The following is an 18,940-nucleotide window of genomic DNA, read 5'->3' on the forward strand; positions in this document are numbered from 1 at the left end:
AGGTTCTAGGTTCTAGGTTCTAGGTTAACAACATCCTAAAACCTAGTCTCTTCCCTAGAACTTAGCGCCTTTTAGTTAAACCGCTTTATGATAAATCTCTGAGCCGGTTTGTTTAAACTCGGCTGACTTAGCTTTCATTTCGGCTTCGACATCGACCATTTTGATCTCAATCGCATCGCCTACGTTGTTGGGATCGATACCTCTGGCTTCGAGATCTTTGGCGTAATCACGCACTTCTTGGGTGATTTTCATTGAGCAGAACTTTGGCCCACACATAGAGCAAAAATGTGCCACTTTGCCCGATTCTTGCGGCAAAGTCTCATCGTGGTATTCCCGAGCACGAACAGGGTCTAAACCAATATTAAATTGGTCATGCCAGCGGAACTCAAAGCGCGCTTTTGATAAGGCGTTATCGCGCTCTTGCGCACCAGGGTGGCCTTTCGCTAAATCGGCTGCATGGGCGGCAATTTTATAGGTGATCAAACCTTCTTTAACGTCTTCTTTATTTGGTAAACCTAAGTGTTCTTTTGGTGTTACGTAACACAGCATCGCACAACCATACCAAGCAATTTGTGCCGCACCAATCCCTGAAGTGATATGGTCATAACCTGGAGCGATATCAGTCGTCAGTGGACCAAGAGTATAGAAAGGGGCTTCATCGCAATGCTTAAGTTGCTCTTCCATATTTTCTTTGATCATATGCATTGGCACGTGACCTGGGCCTTCAATAAACACTTGTACATCGTGTTTCCACGCTATTTTGGTCAATTCCCCTAAAGTACGTAGCTCGCTAAATTGCGCTTCATCGTTAGCATCCGCAATTGAGCCTGGGCGCAGGCCATCGCCTAATGAAAAACACACATCGTATTGCTTTAAAATTTCGCAAATATCTTCAAAGTGAGTGTATAAGAAATTTTCTTTATGGTGCGCTAAACACCATTTAGCCATAATTGAACCACCGCGCGATACAATACCCGTAACGCGCTTAGCTGTCATTGGTACATAGCGCAGCAATACACCGGCATGAATTGTAAAGTAATCAACACCCTGCTCGGCTTGTTCAATAAGCGTATCGCGGAAAATCTCCCACGTGAGATCCTCAGCCACACCATTTACTTTTTCAAGCGCTTGGTAAATAGGCACAGTACCAATTGGCACTGGTGAATTACGTACTACCCACTCACGAGTTTCATGAATGTACCGACCCGTTGATAAATCCATTACGGTGTCAGCACCCCAACGGGTTGACCACACCATTTTTTCAACTTCTTCTTCAATTGATGAAGTAACAGACGAGTTACCAATATTGGCATTTACTTTTACTAAAAAGTTACGGCCAACAATCATTGGTTCGGTTTCAGGGTGGTTGATATTATTTGGTAAAATTGCACGACCGCGAGCAATTTCATCACGGACAAATTCAGGGGTAATAAATTCAGGAATACTCGCGCCAAACGACTCGCCTTTGTGCTGCTGCGCTAACAATTCTTGTTGAATTTGTGCACGGCCCATGTTTTCCCGGATCGCTACATATTCCATTTCAGGGGTAATAATACCTTGGCGAGCATAATGCATTTGCGTGACATTTTTACCCGCTTTAGCACGACGAATTTTAGGAAGGTGCTCAAAACGAATGTGATCAAGGCCTTCATCAGCCATGCGTTGCTGCGAAAACTGTGAGGTCACGGATTCTAAAATTTCTGTATCGCCACGGCTTTCAATCCACTGCTCACGATATTTATCAAGCCCTTTACGCACATCTAACTTAAAGTCAGGATCTGTGTATGGACCAGAGGTATCGTATACACGCAATGGCGCATTTGATTCATATACTGGGTTTTCTTCTGTACCACCTATAAAAGTATCGCTTAGAGTAATTTCACGCATACCAACGCGTACATTCTCTTGCGTGCCTTGTACGTAGACTTTGTGTGAACTTGGGAATGGTTGCCCAGTCAGGTTGTAAATATAATCTGATGCAGCCGCACGGGTTTCGCGGCGAGACGGTTTATTTGATGTGTTTGACATGACTTACCTCATTGCTAAAAGGGTTGTCTTGTCAGATATTGCTATGCAATAGAGAGTAGCAACAGCTACATGGATCGTAGGCGGGTGTTATAAAAGTACACCTAACCTTGGCAGCCAGAGTACTTATACGCCAAACAGGCGCACAAGCACCCATTTAAGGCAGCTTGTTCCCTACGCAGGTGTTAGCCTGATCAGGTTCACGGATCCCGCTTTCGCGATCTCAGCCTTTAAGTTAAAACTCAAGGCACTCCGACAAGTAAAAATTCTATATATTGTTCGTCGACGAGTGTACGTCAGATACAACTCGTCTGCAAGCGCTTAACCCGCTGGAATAAATGCAAACGTTTGCTCGCCGCTTAAGACAAGCTGCTGATCTTGCATTTGCAACGGCACGCCTTGCTTTAACGCATTTAAAAACTGCTGTTCAAACTCATCCAGCTCATTACCACACGACTTCCGGGTCATCCCTAATTTATTCACCGTGAGATGATTATCATCAAGTTGCCCTTCGCCAAAAAACTTATTACAACCAGCAAACCCATTGACTTGCAAAGCTTCAATAAAGCTCAATGAGGCAGAATAAGATGCTGGGATCGCTAAACCATCAACCCGTGATAGTTGCCACTTGGTGTATTTCAATTGCTCACTAGTGACGGTCCCTGTCGATGAGCAGCCTACACATAAACCGATAACAAGCATCGGTATTGCTGCTAATTTCATGTGAATACTAACCTAAAACTCAATCACATTATAATAACAACAAATAACCATCTATACCGTTAAAAATGCATGTTTTTAATGTAAAAAATTGTTCTAAGATAGTAAAAAACATTCAAATTCGAGAATTATTCGACTTTAAATAGCTGATCAACCTGCGCTGGCAAAAATGGGCGACCTTGCTCATTCACCGAGGTACCAATTACTAATGCCTTTAACATCACTTTCTCATCATGCTTTCGTACAACCGTTTGCCGAAAACCAAACTTTAAGCGGCTAATACGCTCAGGCTCTACAACTACGTAAAATTCATCCCCAGGCACTAATGATTGCTTATAATCCATTTCACTGCGCATCACTACAAGGTTAATTTTATCACGGGCGAGCTGTGCAAAATCAATCCCATTGGCATGTAAAAATTCATGACGCGCATGTTCTAGGTAGTTAAAATACACACTGTTATTTACAATACCTTGCAGATCACATTCGTAATCACGCACTTTAAAGTCAACTTTAAAGGTCATATTTGTATTCCTTATTATGTATACTGTGCGCGTTTATAGCACATTAATATATCGCGTATCACGACTTTAATAAGAATAGTTGCTATCATGCGAGTCCCTGAAATGGAGTTAAGTAACCGAATGAAACTACGCTTGTCTTTAATTACTGCCGCGCTCTTACCTTTAGTAAGCGCCCCTACTTTTGCTGATGATTCTGAACTTGAAAAAATACTCGTTACTGGGGATTTTCAAAAAGAAAGTATTCAAACCCTTAGCGCCAGCGCTAGCTTATTTAGCGATCGTGAAATTAATGAGCGTGGTGCTAGTTTTCTAGATGAAATGCTTGCCAGTGCCGCCAATGTAAACTTTACCTCTGGCGCATCGCGTGGCCGCTATATTCAAATCCGCGGAGTGGGGCTACGCTCGCAGTTTGTTGATCCAATCAACCCATCTGTTGGTTTAGTGATTGATGGCATTAATTATTCAGGCCTTGGCGGCAGTTCACTGTTATTTGATGTTAACCAAGTTGAAATATACCGCGGCCCACAAGGCACACGCTTTGGTGCTGATGGCATGGCAGGGATGATTCAAATGGAATCAGCCGATCCAAGCTTTGAACCAAATTTAAAAGTACAACTGGGCGCAGGTAACTACAATAGTTATGAAGCGGGTGTTGCCGCAGGTATTGGTATTACAGATAACACCGCAGTACGCGCCAGTATTTACCAGCGCGAATCGGACGGTTATCAAGATAATTTATACCTTGATAAACCAACACAACAACAAGACGAAATGATTGGCCGTTTTAAACTACACAGCCAACTTACCGATCATTTACGTTCAGAGTTAAGCGTTCACTATATAGATATCAACAACGGCTATGATGCATTTACCCTTGATAACAGCCGCAATAGTGTAGCTGATGAACCAGGCCAAGATAACCAAGAAAGTATTGCCGTAGGCCTTGCTAATATATACACCGGCTTTGATTGGTTTGATGTAAGCCTTAACTTATCAGGAATAGATAGTGACCTAGTCTATAGCTTTGATGAAGATTGGGTATGTAATGATATTAACCAGCCACAATTATGCGCAGCTGGGCTACACCCTGACGGTTATAGCTACGAGGATGCTTACTATCGTGACCGCAAAGATAAAACTGCTGAATTACAATTCAATGGTAAGTCACGCGATTGGGTTGCAGGTATTTATTATCAAGGAAGAGATGTAGATCTGGACCGCCAGCGTAGAAAGTTTTCTGAACTAGAAACCTTTGACTCAACGTATGAAGTGAACAATGTCGCTATGTACGGCCAACTAGCAACCCCAATCAACTCGAAAACCACTTTGATCACTGGCTTGCGAGTTGAGCAATACCAAGGGGATTACACTGATAGCAATGGGTTTATTGTTGATACTGACGATGTCATGGTCGGTGGTAAGTTAGCACTTGAATACCAAGTGATTGACCGTACCATGATCTATACTAGTTTAACCCGTGGTTATAAAGCCGGTGGTATTAACTCTGAAGCGCTCGCAAAAGCGCAAGAATTCGCGCTCGATGCAGACTTTTTCAAACAACACACAACCTTTGAACCTGAATACTTATGGAATGGTGAGTTCGGGGTGAAAGGCAGCTCACTGGATGACAAATTTGTGCTGCGTTTAGCGGCATTTTATATGTACCGTGAAGACATGCAATTAAAGTCTTGGTTAATAGAAGGTAAAAACTTTACTAGTTATTTTGACAATGCAGGTTCAGGTGAAAACTACGGCCTTGAAATTGAAGGTAGCTATCAATTAACCGAAAACTTCTTTTTTACCGGTAGTGCAGGTTACTTAGATACTAAGATAAACGATTATGTAGCTAGAACAAGCCTTTACTCACCTCCATTAGATCAAGATGGTCGTGAACAATCACAAGCCCCTAAATACCAATATGCATTTACAGCCCGTTATAATTTCACAAATGAGCTATATGCTACAGTGGGTATTGAAGGCAAGGACGATTATTACTTCTCGGACAGCCATAACTCACAAGCACCAAGCGTTAATTTAGTTAACTTGAGTGCGGGTTATGAAGCGGAGCAATGGTCAATCCGCGCTTGGGCACGTAACGTGTTTGACGAAGAAGTACCCACTCGTGGTTTTGAATTTGGAAACGACCCGCGTGATGGTTATGCAACTCATACTTACACCCAGCTTGGCGAACCTATGGTCGCCGGTGTCACCTTTATTTACGAGTTATAAAAACGAGTTTCAAGGGAAAAGTTCCAAGGTAAAAGCTAGATTACTTTTACCTTCCCTTGAATCTTGAATCTTTTAAGCCCTACCTACATCAAACGCGATCACTTCTTTTATCGTGTCTTTTTTAGTTGCTAACATCACCAACCTATCAATACCTAATGCGACTCCAGCACATTGCGGTAAACCGTGCTCAAGAGCCGCGATTAAACGCGTGTCCATAGGCACCTGTGCTAAGTTATTAGCGTTGCGGTATGCGTTATCCTCAGTAAAACGTTTAGCTTGCTCCTGTGCATTGGTAAGCTCGTTAAAGCCATTTGCCAACTCCATGTTCTGATAATAAAGTTCAAAGCGCCCCGCTACACGTGAGTCATGCTCACAAATACGTGCTAAAGCAGCTTGCGACGCCGGAAAGTGATATACAAAACAGGGCTTATCCTGACCAATAGTTGGCTCTACTTTCATACAAAATAATAATTGCAGTAAGGTATCTCGGTGGGTTTCATGCTTAGCTATGTCAGCAAAGCCTTGTTCACAGGCAAGTGTTTGTAATTGTTCAACAGTGGCACTAAGCGGATCAACTCCTAATGCTTGTTTAAAAGCATTTTGATAGCTTAGCCGCTGTGCCGGTTGGACATCTAAAATTAGCTGCATTAGCTCATCTATCTCATCCATCAAGGCAAACTCATCAAATCCAGGACGATACCATTCCAACATAGTAAACTCTGGGTTGTGATGACTACCCGCTTCTTCATTTCGAAACGCTTTACAAAGTTGAAAAATAGCACCGCTGCCTGCTGCTAATAATCGCTTCATGGCAAATTCTGGAGAGGTCTGTAAATACAGCGGCAGGCCTTTAGCATGACCAGGCCCTACAAAAGAGGTATTAAAACTCACTAAATGAACGTCGGTTACACTGGCAGCACTTAAGCTGGGAGTATCGACTTCCATTACTTCTCGTGCATAAAAGAATTCACGGATAGTTCTGATAATACTCGCGCGTTGCTGCAAGGTTGCTATTTCGGCACTAGGCATCCAAAGATCTGCTGACATATTTTCTCCAAAAAAAATCCCAGCCTAAGCTGGGATTTAATTAAGTCATGTTATTGCTTACTTAACACGGCTTACATATTCACCACTGCGAGTATCTACTTTGATCACTTCGCCAATTTGTACGAATAATGGTACACGTACTACAGCACCAGTACTTAAAGTAGCTGGTTTACCACCAGTACCTGCTGTATCACCTTTTAGGCCAGGATCGGTATCAGTGATCTCAAGCTCAACAAAGTTAGGTGGAGTTACAGCAATTGGGCTGCCATTCCATAATGTGATAGTACATACATCATTTTCAACTAACCATTTACCTGAATCACCTAGCGCTTTTTCATCTGCGGCGATTTGTTCAAAAGTTTCGTTGTTCATGAAATGCCAAAACTCACCGTCAGTGTATAGATACGCAAGATCAGTATCCATTACGTCAGCACCTTCGACTGTATCACCTGATTTAAAGGTTTTCTCAAGAACTTTTCCTGAGATCAGTTTACGGATGCGAACACGGTTAAATGCTTGACCTTTACCAGGCTTTACCATTTCATTTTCTAAAATACTGCAAGGCTCGCCGTCCATCATAATTTTTAGGCCGCCCTTGAACTCGTTGGTGCTATAATTCGCCATCGTTTCCTCTATCTAATAATTTTTCGAGTAATCTACGTGCCAATGATACAAAGAAATGAAGCAAATTTGCATAAAAACTGGCAAAAAGAATTAGCTAATGTTGTTACTTGCCCACGCACCTTGCTAGAAATGCTAGGTTTATCAAGCATGGCCGATGAAAAAGACCTTAAAGCACGGGCTCTTTTTCCGGTTCGTGTACCTGTGCCTTTTATCAAAAAAATGCGTTATGGCGATATAAACGACCCATTACTGTTGCAGGTCATGCCACGCCACCAAGAGTTTATCTCTAAAACCGGATTTGATAAAGATCCTTTGCAAGAGCAAAACAATGCGCAACCTGGGCTGTTACATAAATACAAGTCGCGGGTTTTAGTGATGTTTAAAACTGGGTGTGCTGTAAATTGCAGATATTGCTTTCGTCGTCACTTTCCATACCAAGAAAATCAACTGAATAAACGCAGTCTCATTGAAGCTCTCGATTACATTAAGTCGGATCATAATATCAATGAAGTGATCTTAAGTGGTGGCGACCCTCTAATGGCCAAAGACGATGCTATTAGTTGGTTTATGGATGAGCTGGAACAATTACCACAAATTAAGCGGATGCGAATTCATAGCCGATTACCTGTGGTGATCCCTGCGCGTATTACCGAGCAATTATGCCAACGATTAGAAAAATCACCGCTTAAAATCGTATTCATTAATCATATTAATCACGCCAATGAGATTGACGATGAATTTAAAGCCGCTATGCAAAAGCTAAAACAAGCTGGAGTGATGTTACTAAATCAAGCAGTAATATTAAAAGAAGTGAATGACTCAAGCCAAGCGCAAATTGCACTGAGTGAGGCATTATTTGCAGCTGATGTACTGCCTTATTACCTATACTTATTAGACAAAGTTGAAGGGGCTAGTCACTTTGATATTGATGAATCGCAGGCACGCAAAATTATGGCTGATATGCTACATGCACTACCAGGCTATTTAGTGCCTAAGCTGGTTCGCGAGATCGGTGGTCAAAAAAGTAAGACCCCCATTGACCTCAAACTGATTTAATAGCGCTGTGCGCTATTAAACGTACACGTTTACATTATTACCAAGCGTTGCTGTTACAGACTTTGCTGGTGTTTGCGCTGCACTGCTCGTGCCAGCAGCTTCAATTAACGCCAGTGCTGCTGCACCGTCAGCTTTTTGCTGTTTTTTTGCCAATGCTGCGCTGTACACTTCACCGCTTTGTCCCGCACCACTCATGGCCGGTAGGTTTCCACCTGATATATTCATAGCTCATACCTGACTTTTTAGTTCATTACCCGTATTATATCGGCAATGCAGTCGAAAGCTTTAGGAAAAAAATGGATTCTATTATTGAACAACTCAATGCCAACTTAAAAATTGTTTATCGTCAATCACTTGATGCTGATAAAAAGTTAGATGAACTTCAGCAACAGGGCCATGGCAGATTTAAAGCATTATTCCCTGCTGATGCAGGCTTTAGTTTTGAAGCAAAGCGCTTTAAACCTTATGTTCTAGATGTTGCCGCTGATGTCGAGAGCCTAAGCACAAACGGCCTTGACGAAGAAAAGCTTAAAGCTACGGTAATTAAACTCCAACAAATCCTGCAATTATTAGCGACCTTTAAATAGCAAAAAAGCGCTCACAGTGTGAGCGCTTCTTCATCTTAGCTAGGGTGTAATTAACTAGGAACAATTTGCGGCATTAATTCTTTATTAAACCAATCAGTAATTAAACGTTTATCGTAATAAAACTCTTCATCACGGCCCATTTTAATTTTATCCATAAAGCCCATGTCTTTTAACTCGACTTTATCGTTTTCACTCAGCACTTTGCCATCTTTATCAGTCACTGAGTATTTAAACTCGATGCGTGGAAAATAAATAGGTTTAATAATACGTAAATCATTCATACCGCCAAAACGTACATCACCAGCTAAATCAAGTTCAGTCACTTCAACGTTAAATTTATAACCTTCTGGTAAATCTTCAGCCAATTTATTGAAGTGCTTTTCAAAGCTTGTCGCAATATGTTTATGATATGACCCTTTAGGTTCATTAGATGGTCGCGTATCGCGATAATCATTAAAGTCTTGCCATTTAACTACAGCCTCGCCAGCATGAGCAAAAACAGGAAGTGCTACTAGCATTGCCATTGCTATTTTTTTTACTGTATTCATAACATTCTCCAATAAAGGCGTTACCCTATGTTAGGTGCAAGATTAGCACTTTCAACTTAACTATAGCTTAATACTAATTTTCTTAATTGTTATCATTTATAGCAAAAATGTAATCAAGCAGATAGTTTTACTAACACTAAAAAAATTAATGACAGATAAAACAGGCAATCAATCACTATTTGTGATGAAATTAGCTTAATTGAATAAAATTACTTAAATGGAGATAGTATGACTATTTTAGTCACCGGTGGTGCAGGCTATATTGGCTCACACACAGTTTTAGAACTACTACAGCAAGGACAGGATGTTGTCGTTATTGATAACCTAAGTAATTCGTCACCAGAATCACTCAACCGAGTCAAAAGCATTACAGCAAAAGACGTGACTTTTTATCAAGGTGATATTCTCGATAAAGTATTTTTAGACCACGTGTTTGCTAAACATCAAATCGAGAGTGTTATTCATTTTGCAGGTCTAAAAGCGGTAGGCGAGTCAGTCGAAAAGCCAATTGAGTACTATCAAAATAACGTACAAGGTACGCTAAGCCTCGTTGATGCTATGCGTGATGCGGGTGTATTCAAGCTAGTATTTAGTTCATCTGCTACCGTTTATGGTGACCCGGCAAGTCTGCCAATTCGTGAAGACTTCCCTGTAGGTGGTACTACCAACCCTTATGGTACATCAAAACTGATGGTTGAAATGATGCTGCAAGATATCGCAAAATCAGACGAGCGCTTTGCTTTTGCGATATTGCGCTACTTTAACCCTGTAGGTGCACATGAATCAGGTTTAATTGGTGAAGATCCAAATGGTATTCCAAATAACCTGCTTCCTTACATTTCGCAAGTTGCTGTTGGTAAGTTAAAGCAGTTAGGTGTATTTGGTGATGATTACGATACCGTCGATGGTACTGGGGTTCGTGATTATATCCACGTTGTAGACTTAGCACTTGGCCATTTAAAGGCACTTAATAAAATAAACCAAGATAGCGGCGCCCACGTTTACAACCTTGGCACAGGCAATGGTTATTCAGTGCTGCAAATGCTCAACGCATTCAGCCAAGCCTGCGGTAAAGATATTCCTTATCAAGTATCCCCTCGCCGTCCAGGCGATATCGCAGCCTGTTACGCGGCACCAGAAAAAGCCCTTAATGAGCTTGGTTGGCAAGCAGAGCGCGGGATTGATAGTATGATGCAAGATACTTGGCGCTGGCAAAGTAACAACCCTAACGGCTATAAATAGTTCGTTTTAATCAAGCTAGACAATTATTGTCTAGCTTGATTAAGTCTGTGCCCATTGCCTAAGCAGATTATGATAAACCCCTGTTAATCGCACTATCTCTGGGCTATCACTGACTTTTTCACGCAAACTTTGAATTGATGAATCCAATTCAAACAGTAAAGTACGTCTTTCATCACTATTGACCATACTTTGTAACCAAAAAAATGACGCTAAACGGCGCCCACGCGTAACGGGTGTCACTTTATGCAAACTACTTGATGGATACAACACCATGCTTCCTGCTGGGAGTTTTACCGAATGTGATCCATATGTGTCTTCAATAATAAGTTCACCGCCATCGTAGTCTTCTGGATCACTGAAAAACAATGTCATAGACAAATCTGTACGAATTTTTACTGGCGTGCCAGGGACTTGCCTAATAGCATTATCTACATGAATACCAAACGACTGCCCACCTTGGTAACAATTGAATAAGGGCGGAAATATTTTTGCAGGCAACGCACCAGACATAAACAAATTGCTACGCGCCAAAGCGCCCATAACAATATCGCCAAGCTCTTTAGCTTCAACGCTTTGCTCTGGTAATTGTAAATTATTTTTAGTTTTAGTTGACTGATAACCAGCGGTAACACTGCCATCTGTCCATTGCGCGGCTAATAACACCTTTCGGCAATAAGCAACTTCATCAGCACTCAGTAAATCAGGTATTTTTAATAACATGGAGGTTCCTGAATTTTTAAAACAAAAACAGGTTAATGTACATTAACCTGTTTCATTAAGCTCTAACCTATTCAACAAACATTTGGTTGTAATTAGAAAGAGTAACTAGCCGTTAGAGTAAAGTAACGACCTTGACCTGGAATAAAATGCCCACCACCGAGTTGATCTTCATAATCTTCATCGGTTAAGTTTTCACCATTAAACTGAATACTTAACTGTTCAGTAGCTTGGTAAGAAAGCATCATATCTAATAACACATAGCTATCGGCTTTACGGCTGGTCGATGAATTACCATTATAACGTTCGCCAATATATTGTGCACCAAAGCCTGCGGCTAGCGCATCACTAAAGTCGTATCGCGCCCATACACTAAAACTGTTTTTAGGCGCACGCGCTAAATCATGACCGACATCACCATCTACAGTTGACTCCGTCACCTCACTATCTTGGAATGTGTAAGAGCCGATAATACTAAGCTCGTCAGTAATTAGGCCCGTAGCAGAAAGTTCCAAACCCTGTACACGTTGTTCGCCATCAAGCACTTCAACACCACGTTCATCGCTTGTTGGATCATCGACTCGCGCATTAGTCTTAACCGTTCTAAAAATAGCAGCTGTAGTCATCAATTTATCGTCGAGGAGATTCCACTTAGTTCCCAACTCATAACTTTGGCTTTTCTCTGGTTCTAACTCGCTGGCATTACCGCGTGTAGAAACTGCGATCCCCTCTGCTGATGGGTTATACGAGTTACCAGCGCCAAAGTAAATACTGCTATTTTCACTTGGTTTGTATACCGCAGACGCATTCCAACTGGTCATCGTATCACTGGTTGAAATCGTCAAACTTGGATCATTGTAATCATACTGATAATCGCTGTCATACTGCTCTGAACGTAAACCTGCAGTGACTTCCCAATACTCATTAAAAGTTATAGTGTCAAAAGCATAAATAGCACGGGTTTTAGCAACCGCTTCAGTACTAGTACCATCACGACCATACTGACCGCTGTAAGGTAAATATGCATCCGGATTATATAAGTCATTTAATGCCGGCTCATCTTTTAAATTATCAGCGACCAGCGCAGTTACGTTCCAGCGACTAAACGTCTCGTTAGTTAATTCAACACCAGCGACCACATTATGTTTTACACCCGCAAAATCATACTCACCCACCAAATCAAGCTGTAATGTTGCTAATTCATTGCGTGTATCGCGGTTTTTAACATCGCTCATTCTGATATCTGTGGTTGTCGATACATCAATAAAGCGCGGTGCAGTTACTGTATCTTTACGCTCAACGCTACCGATACGCCCTTGCGCACGTAACATTGTGGTTTGTGATAAGTCATATTCATATTTGGCTGTTGCTGAGTAAGCCTCTATATCTTCAAAATCACGGTATACATTGCCGTAAAAGTTGTCAAAATCCACTGGTGGTGCCGCATTTTCGCTACCAGCTAATTCAGCAACCACAGGTGCAGAGCCAACCCACGGAATACCATAATCAGACATATTATCTTGGTTCTGATAATCGGCATTAAGATTAAAACGGCTTTCAGTGCCCAAACCAGAGGCAAATGAAATAGCTGCAGCTTGTTTTTCGTAATCAACATGATCACGCCCAGCAACATCACCTTCATCAACTAAAGCATTTACGCGTAATGCAGATGTTTCACCTACTTTGAAGTTACTATCGATTTGCCCACGATAATCACTTTCGGTTCCTAAACGTAATGACACATCATTAAATTCATCTAATGTTGCTGTTTTAGTGGTTAAGTTGATACTCCCACCGGTTGAGCCACGGCCAGTCATTGCTGAGCTTGGACCTTTAGCCACTTCGATTTGCTCAACATTATAAGTATCGCGATCGTACCCAGCAATATCACGAATACCATCAATGAAAATATCGTTCGCCGCACTAAAGCCACGAATAGATAAACTATCGCCAGCAGGAGCACCACCTTCGCCTGCTGCTAATGAAATGCCTGACACATTACGCAAAGCGTCTTGCAAACTATCTACATTTCGATCTTTCATCACCGCTTTGTTAATAACCGTAATTGATTTTGCAGTATCAACGAGTGGTTGGGTGTTCTTGATTGATGAAGATTTTTCAACTTTGTAGCTTTGTTCCGATTGTGTGGTAGCTTTGGTTACTGATAATTCTTGCACATTTTCAGCTCCTTGAGCAGATACCCAAGTTGATAAAGTTGCGGTTACGAAAGCAGCCAAAGGTTTTACATAAGTTCGGCGTTTACTAGACATTTTACCCATTTTAACTCCATATGTAGGTCGCTCGCTAACATAATTATTTGTAGCAAGTCGTTTAAGCACGTTGATTTTAATTCGGCGAAATCCTAGCACTCGATAAAAGCAATGTAAATGCGAAATATTATCACTTGTGTTATTTTGTCAGGCATTGTACTATTTTTCGCACTTTTAAACATACGTAATACCATTGTTAAATAAACATCAATTTAGATGTACCGATTACGCTATAAAAAATATTAAAGCACTTAAAAATTTACAGTTTTAGGCATGACTTTCATCTAGCCTAAACTCTGTGCCGTGCTACATATCGTCATCACTTTTAGGGCATTAATTATCATATGCAACGTTTTATAAAATCTCTTGGGGCAGTTATTTTACTCAGCTCATTCTCAAGTACCGCAGATCCAGTTAGCGAACTTGAAAGCCTTGTCAATCAATGGCTACAAATAGAACAACAAACAAATGAGCTAGAAACACACTGGTTAGAAAAAAAAGCCACTATGGAACAAACTCTCACGCTACTGGATGCGGAGCAAACCCAACTCAAACAGTTCAATCACAACCGTCAAAAGAACAGCTCTGAACTTGCAGAAAAGCGCACTGCACTGATCCAAAAACAAGGGCAACTTGAAGTCGATGAAAGCGCTTTAAACACTCAATTAAATCAGCTCATTCAGCAACTACGTTCACTGCAAGTACAATTACCGCCACCATTATTCACTAGCTGGCAAGAAATTGGCGATCTAACTGATGAAAATTTGGATGCAAATGAAAAACTCCAAATTGCTTTAAAAATGTTAGGTCAACTTGCTGATTTTCAAAATCGAATTTCGATTCATGAGATGGCAATTACTAACGATCAAGGTAAAGAAATTTGGGTCAAACAACTCTATTTAGGTGCCGCTCAAGCATGGTTTGTGAGTAATGATTTAAGCTACACGGGGATCGGTTTTCCTGCTGAGCTAGGGTGGCAATGGCAGTTTGACAGTGAACTTGATGGCGAACAAATTGCACACGGCATTGCAGTGCAAGAGAAAAAGCAAGCAGCAAACTGGTTAACCCTACCTGTATTTAGTTATGCAGCTAAGGAGTCTATTCAATGAAATTAATCAATTTATTGTGTTTTGCTCTTTTATTCGTAAGTCAACTAACTACAGCCGCCACAGCAAATGATGCTAAACAGCAATTACTAACAGATATAAAAAGTGCGCAAAGCACATTAAATAAGTCACAAGAGCGAATTACTAAGCAACAAACGGCCCTTGCACAAAAAATATTTGATAAACAACAAGCACTAAAAAAAGAACGCGAACAAGCAGCTATAAACCGTCGCCTTGCAGATGAAGACACACTTAGTTTAACTCAACTGCAAACTCGCTTAGATACTTGGCAACAACAGCAACAATATCGCCTTAATTTACTGAACCGCTTTACTCGCCAATACGCTAAAGCTGCTCAAAGTAATAACGATCAACAAACACTGTTGAATAACGTATTCTCTGTGATAAAACAGCAAACTGCGGCGCTCTATCCGCAATTTAAACAACAAAATATTGTACTGAAAAATGGTGAGCTTACCCCAGCTACAACGTTACAAGTGGGGCCCGTTGCTTGGTTTAGCGTTACCCAGCCACAGTTAATGGGATTACTTGCTACAACAGACCCAACCCAAGCTCCACCTAAAGTTGCATTAGTGCAATCAACAAGCGGTGAAACGCCATTTGATGAAGCATTATCACAACTTAGTAAGAACTCGGAAAAAGCAACCGTATCACTAACATTTGATCCTAGTTTAACGCGCTTAGCTGCGAGCCAAGCTCAGCAAGAAGGTACTGTTGAGCATCTTGAAAAGGGCGGCTTGTGGGCAATTCCAATTATTCTGTTTGCATGCTTTGCTTTATTGATTGCTTTATTTAAAGCGTATCAATTGTTTGGTTTAAGCAAAATAAAATCAGTCTCAGCTCTGACATTACAAAATACATTTAACGCGCCAGAGCAACATAACTTTAGCGGGATGCAAGCTACGCTCTTCAAGCTATCGATTGATAACCACAAAGGGCAAATACGAGACGATCAACTGTTTAATCAACTGATGCATGATAAACATAAGCTCGATAACTACATTGGCGCGATTGCAATTACTGCATCTGTCGCACCACTATTAGGATTGTTAGGCACCGTCAGTGGAATGATTGAAACATTTAAAATGATGACATTGTTTGGCTCAGGTGATCCCGAGGTCGTATCAGGCGGTATAGCTCAGGCTTTGATCACTACAGAGCTTGGTTTAGTAGTCGCAATACCTGCATTAGTGCTCAATGCTCTACTATCGCGTAAAGCTAAAGCCTATTACAGCCAACTTGAAGCATTTGCACTGCAACTTAGTCAGCTAGAGGTAAAAGATGTTTGATCAACTACTTGGTAACTTTATCTGCTGGCTGATCATCTTATTAGCGCTTTATGTTTATCAGCTTATTTGGCACGATATTTTGCATATAAAGCAGTATAAGCTTCAACGTCAAGGCTATTGGCATGATGTTAGTTCTATTTTAACTGCAGCCCTGCCATTACTTGGCTTACTCGGTACTATTATTGGTTTGCTTGATACATTTAAAGTGATGTCACAAGGGCAAAACGAACTAATGAGCCAAGCGATCAGTGATGCTTTGCTAACAACACAGTTAGGGTTAGTCTGCGCTATTCCCGCATGGCTGATGCAGGCATATTTATTGTACGTTACGCGTCGCAGTGCGATTAAATTACCAGTGAGCTAACCAATGCAAGCACGATTAAAACAGCGTCTAGAGCAGCAATCAGCTCACCATATCGATATGTCACCACTGTTAGATGTGGTGTTTATTTTATTAATATTCTTTATCGTTACCACTGTGTTCGTTCGCGAAAGCGGTGTTGAAGTTGATAAACCGCAAGCAGTCTCAGCCAGCCGATTAGAGCAACAAGTGATCTTTATTGCTATAACGGATAGCCAACAAGTTTACTTTGATGGCAGCCAAATAGGTGTTGCGGGTGTACGCAGCAGTGTTGAGCAAATGCTAAAACAACAACAGCGCCCAGTAGTGATCCAAGCAGATAAAACCGTGCCAACCGAGTTATTAGTCAAAGTCATAGACGAAGCTAAACTCGCTGGTGCTGCAACTGTTAACTTAGCGACCCAACAATAATATGCACAGTAATACGCTTACATCAGCAACAAGCAATAAGCGACATCCATTTTTTGCTTTTATATTAAGCCTTGCCGTACTTAGCATTGCATTACTCTTGCTATGGCTTGGACAAATAGCCGAACATGTTATCAATGATAAAGTGATCGTGCGAGAAGTTGCTTTAGTACCGTTGCCGCCCCCCCCACCGCCAACAATTACCCAGTCTACAGTAGCAGAACCAATGCAAAGCTTAGTCGTCGAGGGAGCGGGTGCAACAATTCAAGCTATTAATATAAAAGTTGAGAGCAAAATATCTTTAAGCAAGCCAACACTTACTAACATGCCAATAGCAACCCCTGAATTTCAATCAATTGAGGTAAACTGGGATGCGTTTAGCTTAAACCAACTAGACGGTCTTCCGACACTACTCACTCCGGTAAAGGCCATATTACCAAAAAAGCTAACCCGCCAAGGAGTAAGCTCTTTTATAGTAAAACTCGATGTATTTATCGATGAAAATGGTCGCTTAAGTTTAATAAATGTAGTGCAAAACCCGTATCCAGAACTAAAACCCGAAATAGATAGAATAATCAAACAAAGTCGTTTTAGTTCACCTAAAAAAGACGGTGATATAGTGCGTGCCAGATTTATTTGGCCCATTGAATTTAAACCTTAGCAAGTCAGTATTAAAGTGAAAATACAATGAAAAAATTAACGACAAAAAAATGGTTTGCTTGCTGTGCAATCATACCATTAACACTTTATATAAATGCCAGTCAGGCTGCACCTTTGAGTGTTAAATTACAGCCCAGCGATCCGCACTGGCAATTGCTTATTAATAATAATTTACTGAGTCCAACAGATATAAAAATAGAGCCAAACGAACGTAGTTTCGCCCAACAAGTAAAACCATTGTTAGAGCAAGGAAATTATCAATCTGTTGCAAACTTATTCAAACAACGAGAGCTTAATAATGACAGCCCCGCACTCCAACTGTTACGTGGTCAAGTATTGTTGACCCTAAAGCAGTTTAAAGAGGCTGAACTGGCATTAAAGGCAAGTTTATCGACTATCCCAGATCTAGTTAAAGCACACCAAGGGCTAAGTCTGCTTTATATGCAACAAGGTAGTTATAAACAAGCACAACCTCATCTAACTCGTTGTATTGAACTTGGTCAAGCGGATGCTCAAGTATATGCACAACTTGCTTATATTCATGTACAAGCTGAGCAACCATGGAGTGCTATAGCCGCATATCGACAAGCACTCATGCTGGAACCACAGCAAACACAATATCAACAAGGGTTATTATTTTCATTGATCTCCGCAGGTGATCTTAGTCAAGCCCAAGTGCTGTTAAAAGAGCTGCTCAATGCGTCTCCGGAGAATTCTGAGCTTTGGCTACAACGGGCACAAATCGCACTTCAGCAAAATAATAATAAGCAAGCATTAGCCAGCATTGAAGTCGCGCTAAAATTAGCGCCTACTAACGCCAATAACCAGCTACTTGCAGCACAGCTACACCTTACTCAAGGCAGTTATTCTCGATCAGTAGATCTACTGAATAAGGCCCTTGCAAATACAGAATCAGCACACCTAGATGAAGCCACTGCGGTAAGCATGCAAACCCTAAATTGGCTTATCGCCCAACAAAAATGGGCTCAGGCAAAACAGCTTATTGCTAAACTAACGCCGTTTAGCAATAAGTTATCAAAACAATCACAAGCTGAACTATCAGTTTACAGTGCACAATTAGCAATTGAACAAGGAAACTTAAAACAGGCTACCAAGCGGTTAAACAAAGCGTTGGCTATTGATCCAAATCTAGGTGATGCGCTGTTAAGTCTGGCAACTATTTATCAACAGCAAAACCAACTAACACAAGCAAGGTTAATGTACGTTAGAGCTCAAGCGTTACCTGATTTCCAACTATCTGCATGGTTAGGATTAGCTCAAATAGAAATTGATAGTAAGAACTACAAACAAGCATTAAACCAGCTAAAAAAGGCATTTAATGCCAATCCTCAACGCCAAGACTTACTCACCAATATCCGAGCTCTAGAAGGCTTGATCCAACGAGAAGGTTAAACCGATAAAAAGCCGCTTCATTTATAAAGCGGCTTTCTTTAATTTGGAGCCATCATACACTACGCATTAGGATGAGTTTCGAGTTTCGAGTTT

Annotated in this window: 19 protein-coding genes and 1 riboswitch; of the genes, 10 read left to right on the plus strand and 9 right to left on the minus strand. The window is 41.1% G+C overall.

Going from position 1 to position 18,940, the window contains the following annotated elements; all coding sequences use genetic code 11:
• Positions 1 to 75: 75 nt before the first annotated feature.
• From thiC to CWB85_RS18405, 3 genes are all read right to left on the minus strand, one after another.
• Entirely contained in the window at positions 76 to 2,028 is a 1,953-nt protein-coding gene (gene thiC / locus CWB85_RS18395; protein WP_016708395.1) for a phosphomethylpyrimidine synthase ThiC, read from the minus strand.
• Between the two features lie 151 nt (positions 2,029 to 2,179).
• Positions 2,180 to 2,290, minus strand: a riboswitch (TPP riboswitch).
• 56 nt (positions 2,291 to 2,346) lie between these two features.
• Positions 2,347 to 2,748: an META domain-containing protein gene (locus CWB85_RS18400; protein ID WP_016708394.1), complete on the minus strand. Its 402-nt coding sequence runs from the start codon at positions 2,746 to 2,748 to the stop codon at positions 2,347 to 2,349.
• Between the two features lie 125 nt (positions 2,749 to 2,873).
• The gene (locus CWB85_RS18405) at positions 2,874 to 3,269 is read right to left on the minus strand and encodes an acyl-CoA thioesterase (RefSeq protein WP_016708393.1); all 396 of its coding nucleotides are present in this window, start codon (positions 3,267 to 3,269) and stop codon (positions 2,874 to 2,876) included.
• A gap of 120 nt (positions 3,270 to 3,389) precedes the next feature.
• On the opposite strand from CWB85_RS18405, the gene CWB85_RS18410 reads away from it, so the two are divergent.
• Positions 3,390 to 5,498: a TonB-dependent receptor gene (locus CWB85_RS18410; protein WP_138555661.1), complete on the plus strand. Its 2,109-nt coding sequence runs from the start codon at positions 3,390 to 3,392 to the stop codon at positions 5,496 to 5,498.
• A 72-nt stretch (positions 5,499 to 5,570) separates the two neighbouring features.
• On the opposite strand, the gene epmA is transcribed toward CWB85_RS18410, so the two are convergent.
• Complete coding sequence (gene epmA, locus CWB85_RS18415) at positions 5,571 to 6,545, minus strand: elongation factor P--(R)-beta-lysine ligase (RefSeq protein ID WP_138555653.1); 975 nt, start codon at positions 6,543 to 6,545, stop codon at positions 5,571 to 5,573.
• A gap of 57 nt (positions 6,546 to 6,602) precedes the next feature.
• On the minus strand, positions 6,603 to 7,169 hold the full coding sequence (gene efp / locus CWB85_RS18420) for an elongation factor P (protein ID WP_016708390.1): 567 nt from the start codon (positions 7,167 to 7,169) through the stop codon (positions 6,603 to 6,605).
• A 42-nt stretch (positions 7,170 to 7,211) separates the two neighbouring features.
• Between efp and epmB the strand changes: the two genes are divergently transcribed.
• Positions 7,212 to 8,225 (plus strand): EF-P beta-lysylation protein EpmB, encoded by a 1,014-nt coding sequence (gene epmB, locus CWB85_RS18425; protein WP_138555654.1) that lies wholly within the window; start codon positions 7,212 to 7,214, stop codon positions 8,223 to 8,225.
• A 15-nt stretch (positions 8,226 to 8,240) separates the two neighbouring features.
• Here the strand turns inward: epmB and CWB85_RS18430 are convergent, their stop codons facing one another.
• Positions 8,241 to 8,450: a hypothetical protein gene (locus CWB85_RS18430; RefSeq protein WP_064668757.1), complete on the minus strand. Its 210-nt coding sequence runs from the start codon at positions 8,448 to 8,450 to the stop codon at positions 8,241 to 8,243.
• Between the two features lie 71 nt (positions 8,451 to 8,521).
• Between CWB85_RS18430 and CWB85_RS18435 the strand changes: the two genes are divergently transcribed.
• Complete coding sequence (locus CWB85_RS18435; RefSeq protein ID WP_138555655.1) at positions 8,522 to 8,812, plus strand: prephenate dehydrogenase; 291 nt, start codon at positions 8,522 to 8,524, stop codon at positions 8,810 to 8,812.
• 50 nt (positions 8,813 to 8,862) lie between these two features.
• On the opposite strand, the gene CWB85_RS18440 is transcribed toward CWB85_RS18435, so the two are convergent.
• Positions 8,863 to 9,360, minus strand: a complete 498-nt coding sequence (locus CWB85_RS18440) for a DUF3016 domain-containing protein (RefSeq protein ID WP_138555656.1) — start codon at positions 9,358 to 9,360, stop codon at positions 8,863 to 8,865.
• A 228-nt stretch (positions 9,361 to 9,588) separates the two neighbouring features.
• Here CWB85_RS18440 and galE point away from each other — a divergent pair, with 228 nt between their 5' ends.
• Positions 9,589 to 10,602 carry a UDP-glucose 4-epimerase GalE gene (gene galE, locus CWB85_RS18445; protein WP_138555657.1) on the plus strand — a complete coding sequence of 338 codons (1,014 nt, stop codon included), beginning with the start codon at positions 9,589 to 9,591 and terminating at the stop codon, positions 10,600 to 10,602.
• Positions 10,603 to 10,641: 39 nt separating this feature from the next.
• Here the strand turns inward: galE and CWB85_RS18450 are convergent, their stop codons facing one another.
• Positions 10,642 to 11,322, minus strand: coding sequence for a Fe2+-dependent dioxygenase (locus tag CWB85_RS18450; RefSeq protein WP_016708384.1), 681 nt, complete (start codon positions 11,320 to 11,322; stop codon positions 10,642 to 10,644).
• A 92-nt stretch (positions 11,323 to 11,414) separates the two neighbouring features.
• Positions 11,415 to 13,598, minus strand: a complete 2,184-nt coding sequence (locus tag CWB85_RS18455; protein WP_016708383.1) for a TonB-dependent receptor — start codon at positions 13,596 to 13,598, stop codon at positions 11,415 to 11,417.
• 335 nt (positions 13,599 to 13,933) lie between these two features.
• On the opposite strand from CWB85_RS18455, the gene CWB85_RS18460 reads away from it, so the two are divergent.
• From CWB85_RS18460 to CWB85_RS18485, 6 genes are read left to right on the plus strand one after another with little or no spacing between them, the layout of a single operon-like run.
• Positions 13,934 to 14,698, plus strand: coding sequence for a DUF3450 family protein (locus CWB85_RS18460; RefSeq protein WP_016708382.1), 765 nt, complete (start codon positions 13,934 to 13,936; stop codon positions 14,696 to 14,698).
• Positions 14,695 to 16,005 carry a MotA/TolQ/ExbB proton channel family protein gene (locus CWB85_RS18465; RefSeq protein ID WP_138555658.1) on the plus strand — a complete coding sequence of 437 codons (1,311 nt, stop codon included), beginning with the start codon at positions 14,695 to 14,697 and terminating at the stop codon, positions 16,003 to 16,005. The genes CWB85_RS18460 and CWB85_RS18465 overlap by 4 nt, the downstream gene beginning before the upstream one ends.
• Positions 15,998 to 16,369, plus strand: a complete 372-nt coding sequence (locus tag CWB85_RS18470) for a MotA/TolQ/ExbB proton channel family protein (RefSeq protein ID WP_016708380.1) — start codon at positions 15,998 to 16,000, stop codon at positions 16,367 to 16,369. The genes CWB85_RS18465 and CWB85_RS18470 overlap by 8 nt, the downstream gene beginning before the upstream one ends.
• Before the next feature lie 3 nt (positions 16,370 to 16,372).
• Complete coding sequence (locus CWB85_RS18475; protein ID WP_016708379.1) at positions 16,373 to 16,777, plus strand: ExbD/TolR family protein; 405 nt, start codon at positions 16,373 to 16,375, stop codon at positions 16,775 to 16,777.
• 1 nt (position 16,778) lies between these two features.
• Positions 16,779 to 17,435 (plus strand): energy transducer TonB, encoded by a 657-nt coding sequence (locus tag CWB85_RS18480; protein ID WP_138555659.1) that lies wholly within the window; start codon positions 16,779 to 16,781, stop codon positions 17,433 to 17,435.
• Positions 17,436 to 17,461: 26 nt separating this feature from the next.
• Positions 17,462 to 18,847: a tetratricopeptide repeat protein gene (locus CWB85_RS18485; RefSeq protein ID WP_138555660.1), complete on the plus strand. Its 1,386-nt coding sequence runs from the start codon at positions 17,462 to 17,464 to the stop codon at positions 18,845 to 18,847.
• Positions 18,848 to 18,940: the final 93 nt, after the last annotated feature.

This window comes from Pseudoalteromonas sp. S1727, assembly GCF_005886375.1.
In the GTDB taxonomy this organism is placed as follows: domain Bacteria; phylum Pseudomonadota; class Gammaproteobacteria; order Enterobacterales; family Alteromonadaceae; genus Pseudoalteromonas; species Pseudoalteromonas haloplanktis.